This is a genomic window from Nissabacter sp. SGAir0207 (assembly GCF_005491205.1).
Classification (GTDB): Bacteria; Pseudomonadota; Gammaproteobacteria; order Enterobacterales; family Enterobacteriaceae; genus Chimaeribacter.
Genome location: NZ_CP028035.1, coordinates 201,288 through 221,155 on the forward strand (window position 1 = coordinate 201,288; position 19,868 = coordinate 221,155).

A 19,868-nucleotide genomic window follows, 5' to 3' on the forward strand; every position below is an offset into this window, starting at 1 on the left:
GGAGTCAGCCATGGTGAAGTTAGAAAATAAAGATGCCTTGATGTTGGCCAGGCAACTGCCCACCGAAACGGCGGCGCTGATCCTGGCCGGGGGCCGTGGCTCGCGGCTGAAAGATTTAACCTCTACCCGTGCAAAACCCGCCGTCCACTTTGGCGGCAAGTTCCGTATTATCGATTTTGCCCTCTCCAACTGCCTGAACTCCGGGATCCGCCGCATCGGCGTGCTGACCCAATACCAGTCCCACACGCTGGTGCAGCATATCCAGCGCGGCTGGTCGTTCCTGAATGAGGAGATGAATGAGTTTGTGGATCTGCTGCCCGCACAGCAGCGTAATGAAGATGACAACTGGTACAAGGGCACGGCGGATGCCATCTACCAGAACATCGACATTATCCGGCGCTATGAGGCGAAATATATCGTCATTCTCGCCGGTGACCACATCTACAAAATGGACTACTCGCGGATGCTGATCGACCACGTGCAGAAGGAGGCGGAGTGTACCGTCGCCTGCCTGCCGGTGCCGCTGGCGGAAGCGCGTGACTTTGGCGTGATCCATGTCGATGAGGAGGGGCGCATCTGCAACTTCATCGAGAAGCCCAAGGATCCGCCGCCGATGCCCGGCAACCCGGATATGGCGCTCGCCAGCATGGGCATCTACATTTTCAATGCCGAGTTTCTGTTCCGCCTGCTGGAAGAGGATCGGGCGCTGGACAATTCCGAGCACGATTTCGGCAAGGATGTGATCCCGAAAATCACCGGCCAGGGCAAGGCCTGGGCGCACCCGTTCACGCTCTCCTGCGTGACCTCCACGCCCGGCGCGCCGCCCTACTGGCGTGATGTGGGTACGCTGGATGCCTACTGGCGCACCAACCTGGATCTGGCCTCCGTCACCCCGGAGCTGGACATGTACGACCGCCGCTGGCCGATCCGCACCCACATGGAGCCGCTGCCGCCCGCGAAGTTCGTGCAGGATCGATCCGGCAGCCACGGCATGACGATGAACTCGCTGGTCTCCGGCGGCTGCATCGTCTCTGGCTCGGTGCTGCTGCACTCGGTGCTGTTCCCGCGTGTCCGGGTCAATTCGTTCTGTACCATTGACTCCTCGGTGCTGCTGCCGGATGTCAATATTGGGCGATCCTGCCGCTTGCGGCGTTGCATCATCGACCGCGCCTGCCATATCCCGGAGGGCATGGTGATCGGGGAGAACCCGGATGAGGATCGCCGGCGGTTTTATCTGTCAGAAGGTGGAGTGGTGTTAGTTACCCGGGCGATGCTGGCCAAGTTGGAGGGCGAACGCGGCCAATAGTGCCGCGGGACGCACAGCTTGGGTGAAAGTCTGCCCGCGGCAATAGGATCTGTCCGCGGGCTTTTTCGCCCCCCAGATGTCTTAAGTTGATGTCCGGCGCAGAGGCGCCGGAGCCGACAATCAGGAGCGACGATGCAGGTTTTACATGTGTGTTCAGAGCTTTTTCCCCTGCTGAAAACGGGCGGGCTAGCGGATGTTACCGGCGCGTTACCCGCCGCCCAAATCGCGGAAGGGACTGACGTCCGCGTACTTATTCCCGGTTTCCCGGACATTATGCAGGGTATCCCGGAAACCAATGTGGTGCGCCATCTGGACACCTTTGCCGGGCCGGTGGAGGTGCGTTACGGCCTCTATCGCGGCGTGGGGATCTACGTTATTGACGCCCCGGCGCTCTATGACCGCGCCGGTAGCCCTTACCACGACCAGTCGCTCTACGCTTACCCGGACAACCACCGGCGCTTTGCCCTGCTCGGCTGGATCGCCAGCGAGCTGGCGCTGGGTCTGGACAACTTCTGGAAGCCCGACATCGTCCATGCCCACGACTGGCATGCCGGGCTGACCTGCGCCTATATCGCCGCGCGCGGGCACCCGGTGAAGACAGTCTTCACGGTGCACAACCTGGCCTACCAAGGGCTGTTCTCCGCCAGCCATTTGCACGAGTTGCAGATCCCGGCGTCATTCTTTGGCGTCTACGGGCTGGAGTTCTACGGCCAGATCTCCTACCTGAAGGCCGGGCTATTCTTCGCCGACCATATCACCGCCGTCAGCCCGACCTACGCCCATGAGATCACGCTGCCAGCCTACGGCTACGGCATGGAGGGGCTGTTGCAGGAGCGCGAAAGTGAGGGCCGGCTGAGCGGCATCCTCAACGGGGTGGATGAGGCAATCTGGAACCCGGAGACGGACATCCTGCTGTCGGCGCGCTACAGCGGCGACAACCTGCGCGCCAAGGCGATCAACAAAGCCTATTTGCAACGGGTGATGGGGCTGGACGTGGATGAGAACAAACCGGTCTTCTCCGTCGTCAGCCGCCTGACCAGCCAGAAGGGGCTGGATCTGGTGCTCGGCGCGCTGCCGGGCATTCTGGAGCAGGGCGGGCAAATGGTGATCCTTGGCGCGGGCGACGCGGTGCTGCAACAGGCGTTCCTCGCCGCCGCCGCTGACTACCCCGGCCAGGTGGGGGTACAGATTGGCTACCATGAGGCCTTCTCCCACCGCATTATCGGCGGCGCGGATGTGATTCTGGTGCCGAGCCGGTTCGAACCGTGCGGCCTGACCCAACTCTACGGCCTGAAATATGGCACCCTGCCACTGGTACGCCGCACCGGCGGGCTGGCTGACACCGTGGTGGACTGCTCGCTGGAGAATCTGGCGGATGGCACCGCCAGCGGCTTTGTGTTCGAGGACACCACGGCACAATCCCTGAGCCAGGCGGTACGGCGCGCGATGGTGCTCTGGACGCGCCAGAAGCACTGGCGGCACGTGCAGCAGCACGCCATGAGCCTCGACTTCTCCTGGCAGGTGGCGGCGCAGTCCTACAAGGCGTTGTACCAACGATTACTGGGCTGATACAGCCCCTGCGCCGGCCCCACAGGCCGGCGCGCTATCTCCCGGCTGCGGCAGATCGTGGCCGACCTTTATTAAGTGGTGGCACTACTCACGTGGATGGGAAACGCTATGACTTCACCGTTTAACTACACTTCGCCGACCATCAGTGTCGAGGCGTTGAAACACTCTATTGCCTACAAACTGATGTTCATGATTGGCAAAGATCCCTCAATCGCCAACAAGCACGACTGGCTGAACGCCTCACTCTATGCGGTGCGCGACCGGATGGTGGAGCGCTGGCTGCGCTCCAACCGCGCCCAGCTTTCGCAGGATGTACGCCAGGTCTACTACCTGTCGATGGAATTTTTGCTGGGGCGCACCCTCTCCAACGCCCTGCTGTCGATGGGCATCTATGACGATCTCAAGCAGGCACTGAGCGAGATGGGGCTGGATCTGGCGGAGCTAATTGAGGAGGAGAACGACCCCGGCCTCGGCAACGGCGGGCTGGGGCGATTGGCGGCCTGCTTCCTCGACTCGCTGGCGACCCTCGGCCTGCCGGGGCGCGGCTACGGCATCCGCTATGAGTACGGCATGTTCGCGCAGAAAATTGTCCACGGCCAGCAGGCGGAGTCGCCGGATAACTGGCTGGAGTATGGCAACCCGTGGGAGTTCCCGCGCCACAACACCCGCTACAAAGTGCGCTTCGGCGGCCGCATCCAGCAGGAGGGCACCAAAACCCGCTGGCTGGAGACGGAGGAGATTCTGGCCTGCGCCTACGATCAGGTGATCCCCGGCTTTGACACCGACGCCGCCAACACCCTGCGGCTGTGGGGCGCGCAGGCGAGTAATGAGATCAACCTCGGCAAGTTCAACCAAGGCGACTACTTCGCGGCGGTGGAGGACAAAAACCACTCGGAGAACGTGTCGCGGGTGCTCTACCCGGATGACTCCACCTACTCGGGCCGCGAGCTGCGGCTGCGGCAGGAGTACTTTTTGGTCTCCGCCACCGTGCAGGATATCCTCAACCGCCACTGGATGATGCACCAGACCTTTGAGAACCTGGCGGAGAAGATCGCCATCCACCTGAATGATACCCACCCGGTGCTGGCGATCCCGGAGCTGATGCGGTTGCTGATCGACGAGCACAAATTCAGCTGGCAGAAGGCGTGGGAGGTGACCAGCCAGGTCTTCTCCTACACCAACCACACGCTGATGAGCGAGGCGCTCGAGACCTGGCCGGTGGACATGCTCGGCAAGATCTTGCCGCGCCACCTGCAACTGATCTTCGAGATCAATGACAACTTCCTGAAGTTCGTGACCGAACAGTCACCGGATGACATCGATCTGCTGGCGCGGGTGTCGATCATTGATGAGGGGCATGGCCGCCGGGTGCGCATGGCGTGGCTGGCGGTGATCGCCAGCCACAAGGTCAACGGCGTGTCGGTGCTGCACTCGGAACTGATGGTGCAGTCACTGTTCGCGGACTTCGCGCGCCTGTTCCCAGATCGCTTCTGCAACAAAACCAACGGCGTCACGCCGCGTCGCTGGGTGGCGCTGGCCAACCCGTCGCTGGCCTCAGTACTCGATGACAGCATCGGCCAGACCTGGCGCACCGATCTTAGCCAGTTGGCCGAACTGAAACAGAACGTCGACTACCCCAGCTTCTTGCAGGCGTTACAGAAGGCCAAGCTGGAGAACAAGCGTCGGCTGGCAATCTACATCGCCCGGCAGCTCAACACGGTGGTCAACGCCGCCTCGATGTTTGACGTGCAGATCAAGCGTATCCATGAGTACAAGCGCCAGCTGCTCAACGTGCTGCATGTGATCACCCGCTATAACCGCATTCTGGCGGAGCCGGAGAAAGATTGGGTACCGCGCACGGTGATCTTCGCTGGCAAGGCTGCCTCGGCTTACTACGCGGCGAAGCAGATCATTCGGTTGATCAATGACGTGGCGAAGGTGATCAACAACGATCCGCGCTCGCAAGCCAAGCTGAAGGTGGTGTTCATCCCGAACTACAGCGTCAGCCTGGCACAGCTCATCATCCCGGCGGCGGATCTCTCAGAGCAGATTTCACTGGCGGGCACCGAGGCCTCCGGCACCAGCAACATGAAATTCGCCCTGAACGGCGCGCTCACCATCGGCACGCTCGACGGCGCGAACGTCGAGATGCTGGAGCACGTCGGCGAGGAGAATATCTTCATCTTCGGCAACACCACCGAGCAGGTGGAGGAGCTGCGCCGCACCGGCTACAACCCGCACCAGTACTATGAGCAGGATCATGAGCTGCATCAGGTGCTGACGCAGATTGCCACCGGCGTCTTTAGCCCCGAGGAGCCAAAGCGCTACAGCAACCTGTTCGACTCGCTGGTCAACCTGGGCGACTACTACCAATTGCTGGCGGACTACCGCAGCTACGTGGACACGCAGGACAAGGTGGATGAGCTGTACCAACAGCCAGAGGAGTGGACGCGCCGCGCCCTGCTGAACATCGCCAACATGGGCTACTTCTCTGCGGATCGCACCATCAAGGAGTACGCCGACGAGATTTGGAACATCAAGCCGGTCAAGCTATAACAGGCCAACAAAAAAGGGAGAGACCGAGGTCTCTCCCTTTTTTTATCTGCCCGGCTTAGGAGGCCAGTGACAGGCTCTTTTCGGGCGTGGTGTGGCGGGCCAGCCACTCGGCGACGCGCTGCTGCTGCGCCTTGTCCAGCCGCATCCCCATCTTGGTACGGCGCCAGATGGCGTCATCCAGTTCGCGTACCCACTCTTTCTCCACCAGATAGCGCAGTTCCGCCTCGGTGAAGTGGTGGCCAAAGTCTTCGCCCAGATCGGCCAGACTGTTGGCACCGGCCAGAATCAGTTCACTGTGGCTACCGTAGGTGTTGGTCAGACGGCGCGCCAGCGACTCCGGCAACCAGTTGCGCTCGCGGCGCAGGGCAGCGGCGTAGGCGTCACGGTCGTTGCCGATGTCGCCCCCCGGCAGCGAACCATTTTTGGTCCAGGCCGGGCCAGCTTTCGGGTAGTACTTCGTCAGCTTCTCCAGCGCATGTTCCGCCAGCTTGCGGTAGGTGGTCAGCTTGCCACCGAACACTGACAGCAGCGGCGTTTGGCCGTTGTCATCCCGCACATCCAGCGTGTAGTCACGGGTGATGGCCTGCGGTGAGTCGGACTCATCATCACACAGCGGGCGTACGCCGGAGTAAGTCCAGACGATGTCCTGACGGGTCAGCTGCTTCTTGAAGTGGGTGTTATACACCTTCAGCAGGTAATCCTTCTCTTTATCGTCGATCTGCACCTTCTTCGGATCGCCTTTGTACTCCACGTCGGTGGTGCCGATGATGGAGTAGTCTTCCATCCACGGGATCACAAACACGATACGGTTATCTTCGTTTTGCAGGATGTAGGCTTGCTTCTGGTTGTGCACACGCGGCACCACAATGTGGCTGCCCTTGATCAGGCGGATGCCATACGGGGACTTCAGCTTCAGGCCGTCGTCGAACAGGTTTTTCACCCACGGGCCGGTGGCGTTGACCAGACCACGTGCGCGGCAGGTAAAGGTTTTGCCGCTCTCGACATCCTGCGCTTCCACCACCCACAAGCCATTTTCGCGGCGTGCAGAGGTCACTTTGGTACGGGTACGCACCTCACCGCCGCGGCGCTCCACTTCCTGCGCGTTCAAGACCACCAGACGGGCGTCATCCACCCAGCAGTCGGAATATTCGAAACCGCGCGTAATTTCCGGTTTCAGCACCGAGTCCGCGCCAAAGCGCAAGCTTTTGCTCGCCGGCAGGCTGGTGCGTTTGCCCAAATGGTCGTAAAGGAACAGGCCGGTGCGGATCATCCAGGCCGGGCGCAGGTGCGGGCGGTGCGGCAGGCGGAAGCGCATCGGGAAAGCGATGTGCGGGGCCAGTTTCAGCAACACTTCACGCTCCGCCAGCGCCTCACTCACCAGACGGAACTCGTAATGCTCCAGGTAGCGCAACCCGCCGTGGATCAGTTTTGAGCTGGCAGAAGAGGTGGCACAGGCCAAGTCTTGCGCTTCCAGCAGCAGTACGGATAGCCCGCGTCCGGCAGCGTCGGCTGCGATGCCAGCACCATTGATGCCGCCACCGATCACGATCAAGTCTTTGGTTTCCACGTCATCTTCCTCCAGATGTTCGCAACAGTTCTTTAATGTTCGTTTTCGCTCATAATTGTACTCGGAAACCATCAAATAAGCCAAGACTTAACCAAATAAAAACATTTATGCGTGATGTGGGTAACATTTTTGGCGCAAAAGCGCGGGTTAACCCATTGAGCAGTCGAGATAATCAGAAAGGAGCAGGTTCGAACCTGCCCCGGCACAGAACCGGGACAGGGGGAAAAGCCGAGGAAAAATCAGGCGGGAGGGCGGATCAGCAGAGTTCGAGCTGCACGTCGTGCTGCTCAATAATCTTCATTACGCTGGCAGGCGGCATCTGGTCGGTGAACAGGTAGTCGATCAGATTCATGTTGCCCAAGTTGACCATCGCGTTGCGGCCAAACTTGGAGTGGTCGGTTACCAGCATCACGCAGCGGGAGTTCTCAATGATCGCGCGCTTGGTGCGCACCTCATGGTAGTCAAACTCCAGCAGCGAGCCATCCATATCGATGCCGCTGATGCCAAGGATGCCGTAATCGAGCCGGAACTGGGAGATGAAGTCGAGCGTCGCCTCGCCAATAATGCCGCCGTCGCGGGTGCGCACCTCGCCACCCGCCAAAATCAGGCGGAAGTCCTCCTTGGCGGTCAGCAGGGTAGCGACGTTCAGGTTATTGGTCACCACCCGCAGGTTCTTATGGTTCAGCAGGGCGTGGGCCACCGCCTCCGGTGTGGTGCCAATATCAATGAACAGGGTGGCGCCATCCGGGATCTGGCTGGCGACCCGTTCGGCGATGCGCGCCTTCTCCGTTGACCACATCACCTTGCGGTCATGGTAGGCAGCATTGACCGAACTGGAGGGCAGGGCCGCCCCGCCGTGGTGGCGCTGGATCTTATTCTGGTCTGCCAGATCGTTCAGATCGCGGCGGATGGTTTGCGGGCTGACGGCGAAGTGCTCCACCAGCTCCTCGGTACTGACATATCCCTGCTGACGCACCATTTCAATAATTGCGTCGTGACGCTGCGTTTGCTTCACATTACACCTCTGAAAACATCCGGCCGGGATTAACGCGGCCCACGCAGGCTGCGTACATCCTTAAGGGCCATCATCAGGCCGAGGATCAACCCGGCAACGTGGGCGGCGTTGGCAATTGCCAAGCCAAAAATATCAAAATAGCCAGCGACCAGCCAAACCAGCGAGAACACCATCAGGCCGCGCGGCAGCGCAATGCCCGCCTTGGGTGCCAGCTCGCCAGTCAGCCAGACATAGCCCATCAGCGCATAGACCACGCCGGAGAGGCCACCAAAATAGATGCCGCTATAGAGCGACTGCGCCCAGCCACTGAAGAAGGCCGACACCAGCGCGATGGTCGCCAGCTTGCCACTGCCGAAACGCTTCTCTAGCGGCCCGGCCAGATACCACCACCAGAGCAGGTTGAACAGGATATGCAGCGGCGAGAAGTGGAGCAGCGCATGGCTGACCCAGCGCCACAGTTGCCAGTATTGGCTGCTGTCCGCTGGCCAGCCGAGCCAGTTCATCAGGCGGTCGCCGCCCACCACCGGCATCAGCAGGTAGATCAGGATGCTCAGCACCATCACGGAGAGCGTCAGCGGCCCGGCCTGGCTGCGGATGCGCGCCAGATAGCTGTAGCGTGGATAGGAGAGCGTGTGGTTGGACTGGCCAGCGCGCCAACTTGCCTCCTGGTAACGCGGGTGGAACGGCTCACGCAAAAATGCCGCCAGATGCTGCTCCACCTCTCCCAGTCGTGACTCCTCATTCAGCCACAGTTCAACTTCCTGCCCCTGTGGCCGCATCTCCAGCTTGATGCCCTGCGTGGCCATGTAGTCGATAAATGCCTGCGCCGCCCGCGGGTTGGAGAACGCCATTATTCTTACCATAGTTTATTTACAACCCCTCGCGGCAATGGTTTAACAGATTGATTCCAGGCCATGATTCACCATCAGGCCCCTGGCCTGGCAGAGTATAACTGCCCGCCGTCAGGCTGTATTGTACGCTTTCCACCTTATGCCGTGGCTCACATTTCTATCGTGATGCCAGAAGCACAAGCCATAAAAAAATCGTGATCTGGAGAGCCAACCACAGGCCGTGTAACGCCAGCGACCATAGCAGCCAGTCAATTCAGGAGAAAGCGGGCAGGGCAATAAAGGCCGGAGGGAGTGTGTCACCTAAAAACGCCACCGGCCAGACGGCGGCACAAAGGAGCAGGCTGGCGCAGCGCGCGGCAACCTAGCGCGAAGTGAGTGATTTTGATGTGCAAAGCCGCCAGCGAACCCATCACCGGCCACCATGCCATGACGCACTATAGAGCGCTGCATTCAGCACGACGACATGGCCAACAAGTGTCTCGCGAGCGGTGGTTCCAGACGGAAGGCTGGCAGATGCACCGGCTCGAAAACCCCACCGGGCATACGGCTCCAGACAGAGAACACCGATCCAGAAACGCTACCAGCCATACCGCCGCTTCAGACAAAGGGCATGGCAGAGGCACCGGGCCAAATCAGTCGCCAGAAACACTATCGGCCATGCGGTGGTTGCAGATAGAGGACATGGCAGACCAGCCCATTCAGACACCCCATCGGATGGGCGGCGGCTCCAGACAGGGGCGGGCAGAGACACCGATCCAGACACGCTACCAGCCATACCGCCGCTTCAGACAAAGGGCATGGCAGAGGCATCGGGCCAAATCAGTCGCCAGAAACGTCACGGGTAATACGACAGCAAAAGGGACTGCCGTAAAGGTTGCCGGGCGGTGCGGCACCTGCGGACGCGGGTGCCGTATACCCGGTTGGGCAGGGTTAGCCGTGGCCGGTGTCTACCGCGTCCGGGAAAATGCGTGCCCAGGCCTCAAAACCGCCATCAATGCTGTAGACCGCGTCATAGCCTTGGGTCAGCAGATACTGCGCGGCATTGCGGCTGCTGATGCCGTGGTAGCACATCACCATAACCGGCGTGGCGGGTGGCGTTTGCTCAATAAACGCGCCCAAATTGGCATTGGTCAGATGAATGGCGCCGGGCGCATGTCCCGTCTCAAAACTTTGCGGATCGCGGATATCCACCAGCACCGCCTCACCCTGATTAAGACGGGTGTGCGCCTGCTCAACGCTGATTGCTTCGAACTGTTCCATACAGCGGATGCCTCTAAAAAGCGAAAAAGGGAACTCACGACCAGTGTACCCAATTTCTTTGCTGCCAAGACCCGCTAAAGGGTAAGGGTAAACAGAAAAGGCCAGCGGGCCGTTATACCAGCATCACTTCAACCTGCTGCGCCCGTAACTGTTCGACAATGGCCGGTGCCGCGTCACGCCCGGTAATCACGACGCTGATCTGCTCGGTACGGCTAAACAGCATACCCGCCCGCTGGCCGAGCTTGCTGCTATCGACCAGTACCGCCAGCTTGCCGATGTAGTTCAGCATTTTTTGTTCCGCCATCGCCGTCAGCATATCGCTTTTATAGAGGCCGTCCGCCGTCAGGCCGCTGCCGCTGGTAAACATCCAGTGGCCAGCATAGAGGGTGGCGTCCCCCTCTTGCGGGGCCAGCGTGATCGCCTGACTTTTGTTGTACTGCCCGCCCATGATGACCACGCTCTCATGCTCCTGCTCAATCAGGTAGTTAGCCAGCGGCAGGTAGTTGGTGATCACCTGTACCGGCTTGCCACAGATCTCCTGGCCCAGCAGGAACGCCGTGGAGCCGCAGTTGATCACCACGCTCTGCTCAGGGCGACAGAGCGCCGCCGCCGCCCTGGCAATCCGCACCTTCTCATCCAGATGCTCCGCCTGATGGATATTCAGCGGCGTCCAGGCCTGCCGGGGGGCAGTGATCGCCTCCGCCCCATTCCGCACTTTGCGCAGTTTGCCCAGTTCATTCAGCTTGGTGATGTCACGGCGCGCCGTGGCAGGGGAGATAGAAAATTGCGCGATCACCTCCGCCACTGAGAGCTGTCCCTGACGCTGAAGCAGCCCAAGAATTGCATTGTGTCGTTGTGCCTCTGTCATGATTGCTCCGCGGGGATAATGATTATCCGGTGATTATACGCGAGCATCACACGCATGAGTATTCACAATTCGCTGGCCGCCCACGCGCCCGGCACCCTTTCAGCATCACCTACAGGAACGAGGTAAAGGGCAGATCCGGCTCCTGGCTAAAGCAGTCCTCAAACCCGCGCGGGTAGTGGTACTCAAAATTGTCCTTATCCAGCGGCCAAGTGAATTTGCCGCCCACCTGCCAGATATAGGGTTTGAAACCATAACGCAGCCGGTCTTTTTTCATCTCCCACAGCACACGAATCTCCTGCGGGTCTGCCTGGAAGTTGGACCAGATATCATGATGGAACGGCATCACCACCTTGGCATTCAACGCCTCCGCCATGCGCAGGATGTCCGCACTGGTCATCTTGTCCGTCACACCGCGTGGGTTTTCACCGTAAGAGCCCAGCGCCACATCAATCTGGTGCTCATTGCCATGTTTGGCGTAGTAGTTGGAGTAGTGTGAATCGCCACTGTGGTAGAGCGTGCCGCCCGGCGTTTTGAACAGATAGTTGACGGCACGGACATCCATGCCATCCGGCAGCACGCCCGCCGCCTTCTGCTCCGCCGGCAGGGTAATCAGTGCAGTACGATCAAAGGCCTCAAGGGCATGGATCTCCACATCCTTGATCCGCACAACGCTGCCGGGCGTCATTACAATGCAGCGCGCCGCCGGCACCCCCCAGCTGATCCAGAGATCGACACAGGTCTGCGGCCCAATAAAGGGCACCGTGGGATCGCAATTCTGCATCACCGCGGCCGCCACATTCACATCAATGTGATCGTTATGATCGTGCGTGGCGAGCACCGCATCGATCTGGCGGATCGCAAAGGGATCCAGCACAAACGGGGTGGTGCGCAGGTTGGGCTGCAACTTCTTCACCCCCGCCATGCGCTGCATCTGGTGACCCTCCTTCATCAGCGGGTTGCGATGGCTCTGCTTGCCGGTGCCACACCAGAAATCCACGCACAGGTTGGCGCCACCCTCGGATTTCAGCCAGATTCCGGTACAGCCCAGCCACCACATGGCAAAGGTGCCGGGCGCGACCTGCTCCTGCTCGATCTCTTCATTCAGCCAGCTGCCCCACTCCGGGAAGGTACTCAGGATCCAGGACTCGCGGCTGATCGTCATCACTTTACTCATCGCATCACCTCATCAGGTTGGTCAAAGCCTAACAGCACAGTAATCAAATTCAATCATAAAAAGATTTAACGTGATTATTTTGCGAGGAATCTAGCACCGTTTTTTGACGCTTACAATGCGGATAACGGCTTTTTTCGCGCCCTCTCCCAGAAAGAGATGAATGATAACTTTAAAAGATAATGCCTCTTTTAACTATGTAAAACAGTTATTTAATGAAGGGTTTTCCTTGGTTTATCAAGGTGGGGTGCGGCAAGGGGAAATGGGTCTTGCGAGCGCGCTCATAAATAATCATAAATGATCTTTTGGTGATGATTGTTGAGCGGTAGAGTGCCCGGACTTTATGTGTGGTACGCCCCTGGCTGAGAAGGATCGAGCGCTCTGCCAGACAACGAAAGTCTACTGAATGCTTTCTCATGGAGAGCTTTATGGAAACCCTCTACACCCTGTTTACGATCTTCTTTAACCAGGTGATGACCAACGCACCGCTGCTGCTGGGGCTGGTTACGCTACTGGGGTATTTACTGCTGCGTAAGAGTGCGGCGGTCATTATCAAAGGCACGCTGAAAACCATCATCGGCTTTATGCTGTTGCAGGCCGGTTCCGGCATCCTGACCAGCACCTTCAAGCCGGTGGTGGCCAAGTTGTCCGAGGTGTATGGCATCAACGGCGCCATCTCCGACACCTATGCCTCCATGATGGCGACCATCGAACGGATGGGCGACGCCTATAGCTGGGTCGGTTATGCCGTGTTGCTGGCGCTGGCGCTCAACATTATTTACGTGCTGCTGCGCCGCCTGACCGGCATCCGCACCATCATGCTCACCGGCCACATCATGTTCCAGCAGGCCGGGCTGATTGCGGTGTTCTTCTACATCCTCGGCTACGGCATGTGGACAACCATTCTGTGTACCGCGCTGCTGGTCTCCCTCTACTGGGGCATCACCTCCAACATGATGTACAAACCGACGCAGGAGGTGACCGACGGCTGCGGCTTCTCCATCGGGCACCAGCAGCAGTTTGCCTCCTGGCTGGCTTACAAAGCAGCGCCGTGGCTGGGCAAAAAAGAGGAGAGCGTGGAGGATCTCAAGTTGCCCGGTTGGCTCAACATCTTCCATGACAACATCGTCTCCACGGCCATTGTGATGACGCTGTTCTTCGGCATCATCCTCTGCTCCTTCGGCCTTGATACGCTGCAAGCGATGGCTGGCAAGACCCACTGGTCCATTTACATCCTGCAAACTGGCCTGATGTTCGCGGTGGCGATTTTCATCATCGTGCAGGGTGTACGCATGTTTGTTGCCGAGTTGACCGAGGCGTTCAACGGCATCTCACAGCGGCTGATTCCCGGCGCGGTGCTGGCCATCGACTGCGCCGCCATCTACAGCTTTGCGCCGAACGCGGTGGTGTGGGGCTTTATGTGGGGCACCATCGGGCAGTTGATTGCGGTTGGCATCCTGCTGGCGATCGGCTCCTCCATCATGATCATTCCCGGCTTTATCCCGATGTTTTTCTCCAACGCCACCATAGGCGTGTTTGCCAACCATTTTGGCGGCTGGCGCGCGGCGCTGAAGATCTGTCTGGTAATGGGCATGGTGGAGATATTCGGCTGCGTCTGGGCAGTGAAGCTGACCGGCCTCAGTGCCTGGATGGGCATGGCGGACTGGTCAATTCTGGCGCCACCCCTGATGCAGGGCTTGGCCACCGGACTGTGGTTTATGGGCGTTATCGTGCTGATTGCGCTGCTTTATATGTTCTTCGCCGGCCGCGCACTGCGCGCCGAGGAGGACGCACAACACAAGGTTACACACTCTTCGGCACATTAAGGAGACACAACGATGACAGTACGCATTCTGGCAGTGTGTGGTAACGGGCAGGGTAGCTCGATGATCATGAAGCTCAAGGTTGGGCAGTTCCTGACGCAGCAAGGGGTGAACCATAGCGTCAACAGTTGCGCGGTCGGCGAGTACAAATCGGAGCTGGGCAGCGCGGACATCATCATCGCCTCCACCCACGTGGCGGATGAGATCACCGTCAGCGGCAACAAATATGTGGTGGGGGTACGCAACATGCTTTCTGCCGAGGATTTTGGGCCGAAGTTGATGGCGGTGATTGGTGAACACTTCCCGGCCGATTTGGCGTGAGGGCGCAACCATGAAACTGCGAGATTCCTTGGCGGAGAACCACTCCATCGCCTTACAGGCGGAGGCGGCCACCTGGCAGGAGGCGGTAAAAATCGGCGTGGATCTGCTGGTGCGCGCCGAGGTGGTAGAGCCGCACTACTATCAGGCGATTTTGGACGGCGTGGCGCGGTTCGGCCCCTACTTTGTGATTGCCCCCGGACTGGCGATGCCCCACGGTCGGCCGGAGGAGGGGGTGAAGCGCACGGGCTTTGCCTTAGTGACGCTCAAAACGCCGCTGGTGTTCAACCATGAGGAGAATGACCCGGTTGATATCCTGATCACGCTGGCGGCAGTGAATGCCCAAACGCACCAAGAGGTTGGGATTATGCAGGTGGTGAACCTGTTTGAGGATGAGGCCAATTTTGACCGCTTGCGCGCCTGCCGCACCGAAGAGGACGTGCTGGCGCTAATCGATGAAACCTCTGCGGCCGCGGCCGCCCGATAAAGGAGCAGTACCATGACTCATGCTTTACCCCTGTTGCAGGTGGCGCTGGACAACCACTCCCTGAGCGACGCCTACCGCACGACCCGGCTGATTGCCCCAGAGGTCGATATCATTGAGGTCGGCACCATTCTCTGCGTGGCGGAGGGGGTGCGGGCGGTGCGTGACCTGAAGGCCCTCTACCCGGAAAAAATCGTGCTGGCTGACGCCAAAATCGCGGATGCTGGCCAGATTCTGGCGCGCATGTGCTTTGAGGCCCATGCCGACTGGATCACCGTGATCTGCTGCGCTGACATCAATACCGCGAAGGGCGCGCTGGCGGTCGCCAAGGAGTATGGCGGGGATGTGCAGATTGAACTGACGGGCTTCTGGACGTGGGAGCAGGCGGCTGCCTGGCGGGATGCTGGCATCCGTCAGGTGGTCTATCACCGTAGCCGCGATGCGCAGGCGGCGGGGGCGGCTTGGAGTGACGCGGACATTAACGCCGTCCGGCGGCTGGCCGATATGGGCTTCAACGTGACCGTTACCGGCGGGCTGGCGCTGGAGGATCTGCCGCTGTTCCAGGGAATCCCGGTGCATGTGTTTATCGCCGGGCGCAGTATCCGGGACGCCGCCGACCCGGTGGCCGCGGCGCGCCAATTTAAACGCACCATCCAGCAGCTTTGGGGGCAGGAGGGGACATGCTGCACCGCGCAGTCCCGCTAGGGATCTATGAAAAGGCGCTGCCGGGCGGAGAGGATTGGCGCGCGCGCCTGCAACTGGCGGCAGAGCTAGGGTTTGATTTCGTTGAGATGTCAGTGGATGAGTCCGATCGCCGGCTGGCGCGGCTCTCCTGGACGCCAGCGGAGCGGCTGGCGCTGGTAAAAGCCATCGCAGACACCGGCGTGCGGGTGCCCTCTCTCTGCCTGAGCGCGCACCGGCGCTTTCCGCTTGGCGCGGAGCAGGATGCGGTACGCAGCCAGGGGCTGGAGATCCTGCGGCAAGCGATCCGGCTGGCGCAGGATGTCGGCATCCGGGTGATCCAACTGGCTGGTTATGACGTCTACTACCAGCAGGCGAATGACCACACCCGTGAGCGCTTCCGGGAGGGGCTGGTGCAGGCGGTGGAGCTGGCCAGTCGGGCGCAGGTGACGCTGGCGATGGAGATCATGGACTACCCATTGATGAACTCCATCAGCAAGGCGCTGGGGTATGCGCACTACCTGAATAACCCTTGGTTCCAGCTTTACCCGGATATCGGCAACCTCTCCGCGTGGGAGCATGACGTGCAGATGGAGCTGGAGGCAGGGGCGGGCCATATCGTCGCCGTGCATGTGAAAGATACCCGGCCAGGGGAGTTCAAGAACGTTCCGTTTGGCGCTGGCGTGGTGGATTTTACCCGCTGCTTCACCACCCTGAGGGCCAGCGGCTACCGCGGGCCTTACCTGATTGAGATGTGGAGCGAGAGCGCCCCTGACCCGATTGCGGAGGTTAAAGCCGCGCGGCAGTGGGTGTGTGAAAAGATGCGCGCCGCCGGACTGGAGATCGAGAGATGAGTGAATTGGACGCACTGAAACAGCAAGTCTTTGAGGCCAACATGGCGCTGCCAGCCCATCGGCTGGTGACCTTTACTTGGGGCAATGTCAGCGGGATTGATCCCACACGGCAGTGGATGGTGATCAAGCCAAGCGGGGTGCGCTATGAGCAGCTCCGCCCAGAGGATATGGTAGTGGTGGATATGGCGGGCAAGGTGGTGGAGGGGCGCTACCGCCCCTCCTCGGATACCGCGACCCACCTGGCACTCTATCGCCACTATCCGTCGCTGGGCGGCATTGTGCATACCCACTCCACCTATGCCACCGCGTGGGCGCAGGCAGGGCGGGCGATCCCGGCGTTGGGTACCACCCATGCCGACTACTTCTTTGGGGAGATCGCCTGCACCCGCCCCCTGCGGCGCTGGGAAGTGGAGGGGGAGTATGAGCAGCAAACCGGGCAGGTGATCATTGAAACCGTCGGGCCGACAGAGGCGCTGCTCAGGCCGGGTGTGGTCGTCAGCCAGCATGGCCCATTCTGCTGGGGGCGATCGCCGGATGAGGCGGTACACAATGCGGTGGTGCTGGAGGAGGTGGCGAAGATGGCCTGGCTTGCCCACAGCCTTAACCCGACACCGCGCCCGTTGGATACCTTTTTGCTGGAGAAACACTTCCTGCGCAAACATGGTGCCACCGCCTACTACGGCCAGCCGGAGCCTTAAGAGGAGAGTGGGCCGCCGAGGGCGGCCCACTGTCGGGCAGAGCGTAGCTATCAAGCAAAACAGAATTGTCGGTCAGGCGCTGTAGCCAATCAGCTGCATCAGGCGTTGTGCCTGTACCACGGCCTCCTGACGGTGGGTGACGCCCAGCTTCTGGTAGAGGTTGCGGATATGGGTTTTGATGGTGGTGGCTGCCACATCCAGTTCACCGGCGATCTGGTCGTTGCTGTAGCCGGAGTAGATCAGCCCCAGTACCTGCCATTCACGTTGGGTCAGCGGGCTGGTGCGGATTAGCTCCGGGACGTGGGGGTGGGTCAGCAATTTCACCACAAAGTGTTCGTCAAAGTGGGCGAACTTGTGGCGATGATGCTGGTTGATATCGCGCAGGATGCGTTGCGCCCGGTGCTGCTCCAGCTCCGGCAGGGCATTGAGCTGAATAAGCTGGCGCAACTGCTGGGCCATCAACTCACCCTCAATCACAAAGTGGCTAATAAAGCCGGTGCGGTTGGCGAGCGTCAATGCCTCCATCAGCGCCTTTTGGGCCTCAACCTTACGTTCAGTTAGCCAGTAAAGGCGGTTGATGATCAGCAGGTTGCGGTTCAGGTCGCTGTAGAGTTTCAGCCGGCGGGCGTTGTCATTTAGCTCATCCAGCACCACCTCCGCCTCATCGTACTGGCCGAGCAAAATTTGGGTGCGGGCGATGTTGCGCCACTGCCCTTGCAGGAAGTGGTTGTCCGCCATGCCCGGTTTTTCGGCGTGGCGCAGCCAGTTGGCGGCGGCCGCGACGTCATTGGTCATCTGCCAGTAGATCACCCGCGCCTTGTCGGCATTGGTCAGCCAGTCGCGGTGATAGGCACCGCCCAGCAGCAGGGTTTCACAACTCTGCAAATGGCGGTGCGCATTGTCCAGATCGCCGCGCGCCAGCGAGCACTTCGCCAGCATCGCCAGACACTGCAACTGGTGCTGCGGCTGGTAGTTGTTCAATACCTCTAGCCCCTGTCGTGCCGCGCCTTCGGCTTCGTCCAGCCGCGCCCATGACCAGAGCAGCTGGGCGCGCAGGCGCAGCAAAAACTCATGCAGCGGTAACTGCTCAAGGTGCTGCTCGCGCACCAGTTCAAAGGCTTTGTCCTGCATCTCAAAGGCGGCTTGCAGGAAACCTTGGGCAATCAGGATCTCGCTCTGTTGCAGCAGTGCCCACAGGGCGTAGTGGGTAACCTCATGGCGGCGGGCCATCTGCTCCGTTTGCTGCATCATCGGCAGCGCGCGCGCCAGTTCGCCTTTGCAGTGGTGTACCTCACCGGTCACGGAGGTGGCAACGATACGGCTGTAGTAGCTGGAGAGTGGCAGGAACTTCAGGGCCTCGCCAGCGAGGTGTTCAGCCTCTTCCGGCTGGCCAGAGGTGATGGCGACCTGCGCCCGCAGGGCGTCGAACTCGGCGGCCAGGGTTCTGTCCACCGCCAGGTGTTGTGCCTGCATCGCGTCGGCGGCACGGGCCAGCAGGGTGTCCACCTCGGCAAAGCGGTGCTGGCTCTGCGCCAGCCACGCCTGCAACAACGCCAGCTTGGGGCTTTGTACCAGACGCTCATAGGGCAGGGCATTCAGGCACTGCTCCAGCAGGGCCAGCTCGCTCTGGTTGAACAGCATCCAGCCGTGCTGCAACAGGATGTCACGCAGCATCTCGACGTCGCCGGCGGCCAGCGCATGGTGAATCGCTTCTGCCGGGAAACCCAGCGCCAGCCAGCCTTCGGCAGCACTGCGGTGGATGGCTGGCAGCTCCAGCGCCAGCTCCCACTGGCAGCGCTGGCGCAGGAAGGCGGCGAACAGCGGGTGGAAACAGAACCACTCGCCGCTGTCATCCATGCGATGGATAAATAGCCCCTGCCGTTCCAGCTCCTCCAGCCGCTGCTGGCCGTAATCCTCGCCGGTCAGGCGGACGATCAGCGTATCGTTCATCGAGCGCAGCACCGAACAGCGCAGCAGGAAGTGGCGGGTATCGACGTCGATGCGATCCAGCACCTCGTCCACCAGATAGTCGTTCAGGTGGCTGGCGTTCAGCCCCGCCAGCTTCTGGGCAGATTTTTGGGCCGACGCGCCGGACTGCCGGGCGGAGAGGGCAATCAGTTGCAGGGCGGTGGCCCACCCCTCCACGTCGTCACACAGACGGCTGCTGTCGCCCTGCTCGAGCGGCACATGCAGGCGGCAGTCAAAGAACTGCTTGGCCTCCTGATGGGTAAAGGCCAGTTGGGCACTGCCCAGCTCCAGCAACTGGTCGCGCACCCGCAGGTTGGCGATGCCGAGCGGCGGCAGCGAGCGTGAGAGCAGCACCAGCGTCAGGTTCTCCGGCTGGTGACGCAGGAAGAAGCGCATCGCCTCGTGGATCGCTTCATTGGTGATCAGGTGGTAGTCATCAATCACCAGATAGAGCGGGCGGTGCCACTCGCTCAGATCGATGAAGAGTTGGGCAAACAGGGCGGAGAGGCTGGCGTACTGGTGTTTCTGGCTCATCGCCTCGCTTTTGCTGCAATAGCCGCCGGTGGCTTGCTGGATGGCGGCGACCAGATAGTGGACAAAGCGCTCAGGCTGGTTGTCGCTCTCATCCAGCGAATACCAGCCCAGTTCGGCGATGTCGGCGGCCCACTGCGCCACCAGCGTGGTTTTTCCGTAGCCAGCCGGGCAATTTACCAGGGCTAACCGGTAATTTGCCGCGCTGGCCAGTTTGTTCAACAGACGTTCGCGCACCACAGTATTTTGCAACCGCACCGGGCGGCTGAGTTTGGACGGGATTAGCATGACGTCTCCATCTTTTCTGGCAACGAAGGGGAGGGAGAAAAAGGGTGCAATTCATAACCC

Annotated in this window: 16 protein-coding genes; 9 read left to right on the top strand and 7 right to left on the bottom strand. The window is 60.3% G+C overall.

The genetic code is table 11. The features are described from left to right. Positions 1-10 precede the first annotated feature (10 nt). From glgC to glgP, 3 genes are all read left to right on the top strand, one after another. Positions 11-1,306 carry a glucose-1-phosphate adenylyltransferase gene (gene glgC / locus C1N62_RS00845; RefSeq protein ID WP_137761863.1) on the top strand — a complete coding sequence of 432 codons (1,296 nt, stop codon included), beginning with the start codon at positions 11-13 and terminating at the stop codon, positions 1,304-1,306. A 132-nt stretch (positions 1,307-1,438) separates the two neighbouring features. Then, positions 1,439-2,875, top strand: coding sequence for a glycogen synthase GlgA (gene glgA / locus C1N62_RS00850; RefSeq protein ID WP_137761864.1), 1,437 nt, complete (start codon positions 1,439-1,441; stop codon positions 2,873-2,875). A 108-nt stretch (positions 2,876-2,983) separates the two neighbouring features. Beyond that, the gene (gene glgP / locus C1N62_RS00855; protein ID WP_137761865.1) at positions 2,984-5,431 is read left to right on the top strand and encodes a glycogen phosphorylase; all 2,448 of its coding nucleotides are present in this window, start codon (positions 2,984-2,986) and stop codon (positions 5,429-5,431) included. Positions 5,432-5,486: 55 nt separating this feature from the next. Here the strand turns inward: glgP and glpD are convergent, their stop codons facing one another. From glpD to ulaG, 6 genes are all read right to left on the bottom strand, one after another. Further along, positions 5,487-6,998: a glycerol-3-phosphate dehydrogenase gene (gene glpD, locus C1N62_RS00860; RefSeq protein WP_137761866.1), complete on the bottom strand. Its 1,512-nt coding sequence runs from the start codon at positions 6,996-6,998 to the stop codon at positions 5,487-5,489. Positions 6,999-7,254: 256 nt separating this feature from the next. Further along, positions 7,255-8,013, bottom strand: a complete 759-nt coding sequence (locus tag C1N62_RS00865) for a DeoR/GlpR family transcriptional regulator (RefSeq protein ID WP_137761867.1) — start codon at positions 8,011-8,013, stop codon at positions 7,255-7,257. Between the two features lie 29 nt (positions 8,014-8,042). Then, the gene (gene glpG / locus C1N62_RS00870) at positions 8,043-8,876 is read right to left on the bottom strand and encodes a rhomboid family intramembrane serine protease GlpG (protein WP_137761868.1); all 834 of its coding nucleotides are present in this window, start codon (positions 8,874-8,876) and stop codon (positions 8,043-8,045) included. Positions 8,877-9,794: 918 nt separating this feature from the next. Further along, a complete protein-coding gene (gene glpE / locus C1N62_RS00875) occupies positions 9,795-10,124 on the bottom strand; it encodes a thiosulfate sulfurtransferase GlpE (RefSeq protein WP_137761869.1) in 330 nt (109 codons plus the stop codon). Between the two features lie 112 nt (positions 10,125-10,236). Beyond that, on the bottom strand, positions 10,237-10,992 hold the full coding sequence (gene ulaR / locus C1N62_RS00880; protein WP_137761870.1) for an HTH-type transcriptional regulator UlaR: 756 nt from the start codon (positions 10,990-10,992) through the stop codon (positions 10,237-10,239). A gap of 109 nt (positions 10,993-11,101) precedes the next feature. Beyond that, on the bottom strand, positions 11,102-12,166 hold the full coding sequence (gene ulaG, locus C1N62_RS00885) for an L-ascorbate 6-phosphate lactonase (protein ID WP_137761871.1): 1,065 nt from the start codon (positions 12,164-12,166) through the stop codon (positions 11,102-11,104). A 425-nt stretch (positions 12,167-12,591) separates the two neighbouring features. Between ulaG and ulaA the strand changes: the two genes are divergently transcribed. Genes ulaA through C1N62_RS00915 form a run of 6 tightly spaced genes read left to right on the top strand, consistent with a single transcriptional unit; the run spans position 12,592 to position 17,021 of the window. Continuing rightward, positions 12,592-13,989: a PTS ascorbate transporter subunit IIC gene (gene ulaA / locus C1N62_RS00890; protein WP_137761872.1), complete on the top strand. Its 1,398-nt coding sequence runs from the start codon at positions 12,592-12,594 to the stop codon at positions 13,987-13,989. A 12-nt stretch (positions 13,990-14,001) separates the two neighbouring features. Next, complete coding sequence (gene ulaB, locus C1N62_RS00895) at positions 14,002-14,307, top strand: PTS ascorbate transporter subunit IIB (protein ID WP_137761873.1); 306 nt, start codon at positions 14,002-14,004, stop codon at positions 14,305-14,307. Positions 14,308-14,317: 10 nt separating this feature from the next. Then, positions 14,318-14,791, top strand: coding sequence for a PTS ascorbate transporter subunit IIA (gene ulaC, locus C1N62_RS00900; RefSeq protein ID WP_137761874.1), 474 nt, complete (start codon positions 14,318-14,320; stop codon positions 14,789-14,791). 12 nt (positions 14,792-14,803) lie between these two features. Next, positions 14,804-15,493, top strand: coding sequence for a 3-keto-L-gulonate-6-phosphate decarboxylase UlaD (locus C1N62_RS00905; protein ID WP_137761875.1), 690 nt, complete (start codon positions 14,804-14,806; stop codon positions 15,491-15,493). Continuing rightward, entirely contained in the window at positions 15,469-16,323 is an 855-nt protein-coding gene (locus C1N62_RS00910; protein WP_137761876.1) for an L-ribulose-5-phosphate 3-epimerase, read from the top strand. The genes C1N62_RS00905 and C1N62_RS00910 overlap by 25 nt, the downstream gene beginning before the upstream one ends. A 5-nt stretch (positions 16,324-16,328) precedes the next feature. After that, a complete protein-coding gene (locus tag C1N62_RS00915; protein ID WP_137764862.1) occupies positions 16,329-17,021 on the top strand; it encodes an L-ribulose-5-phosphate 4-epimerase in 693 nt (230 codons plus the stop codon). A 72-nt stretch (positions 17,022-17,093) separates the two neighbouring features. Here C1N62_RS00915 and malT read toward each other — a convergent pair whose 3' ends face one another. Further along, entirely contained in the window at positions 17,094-19,808 is a 2,715-nt protein-coding gene (gene malT / locus C1N62_RS00920; protein ID WP_137761877.1) for an HTH-type transcriptional regulator MalT, read from the bottom strand. Positions 19,809-19,868 lie beyond the last annotated feature (60 nt).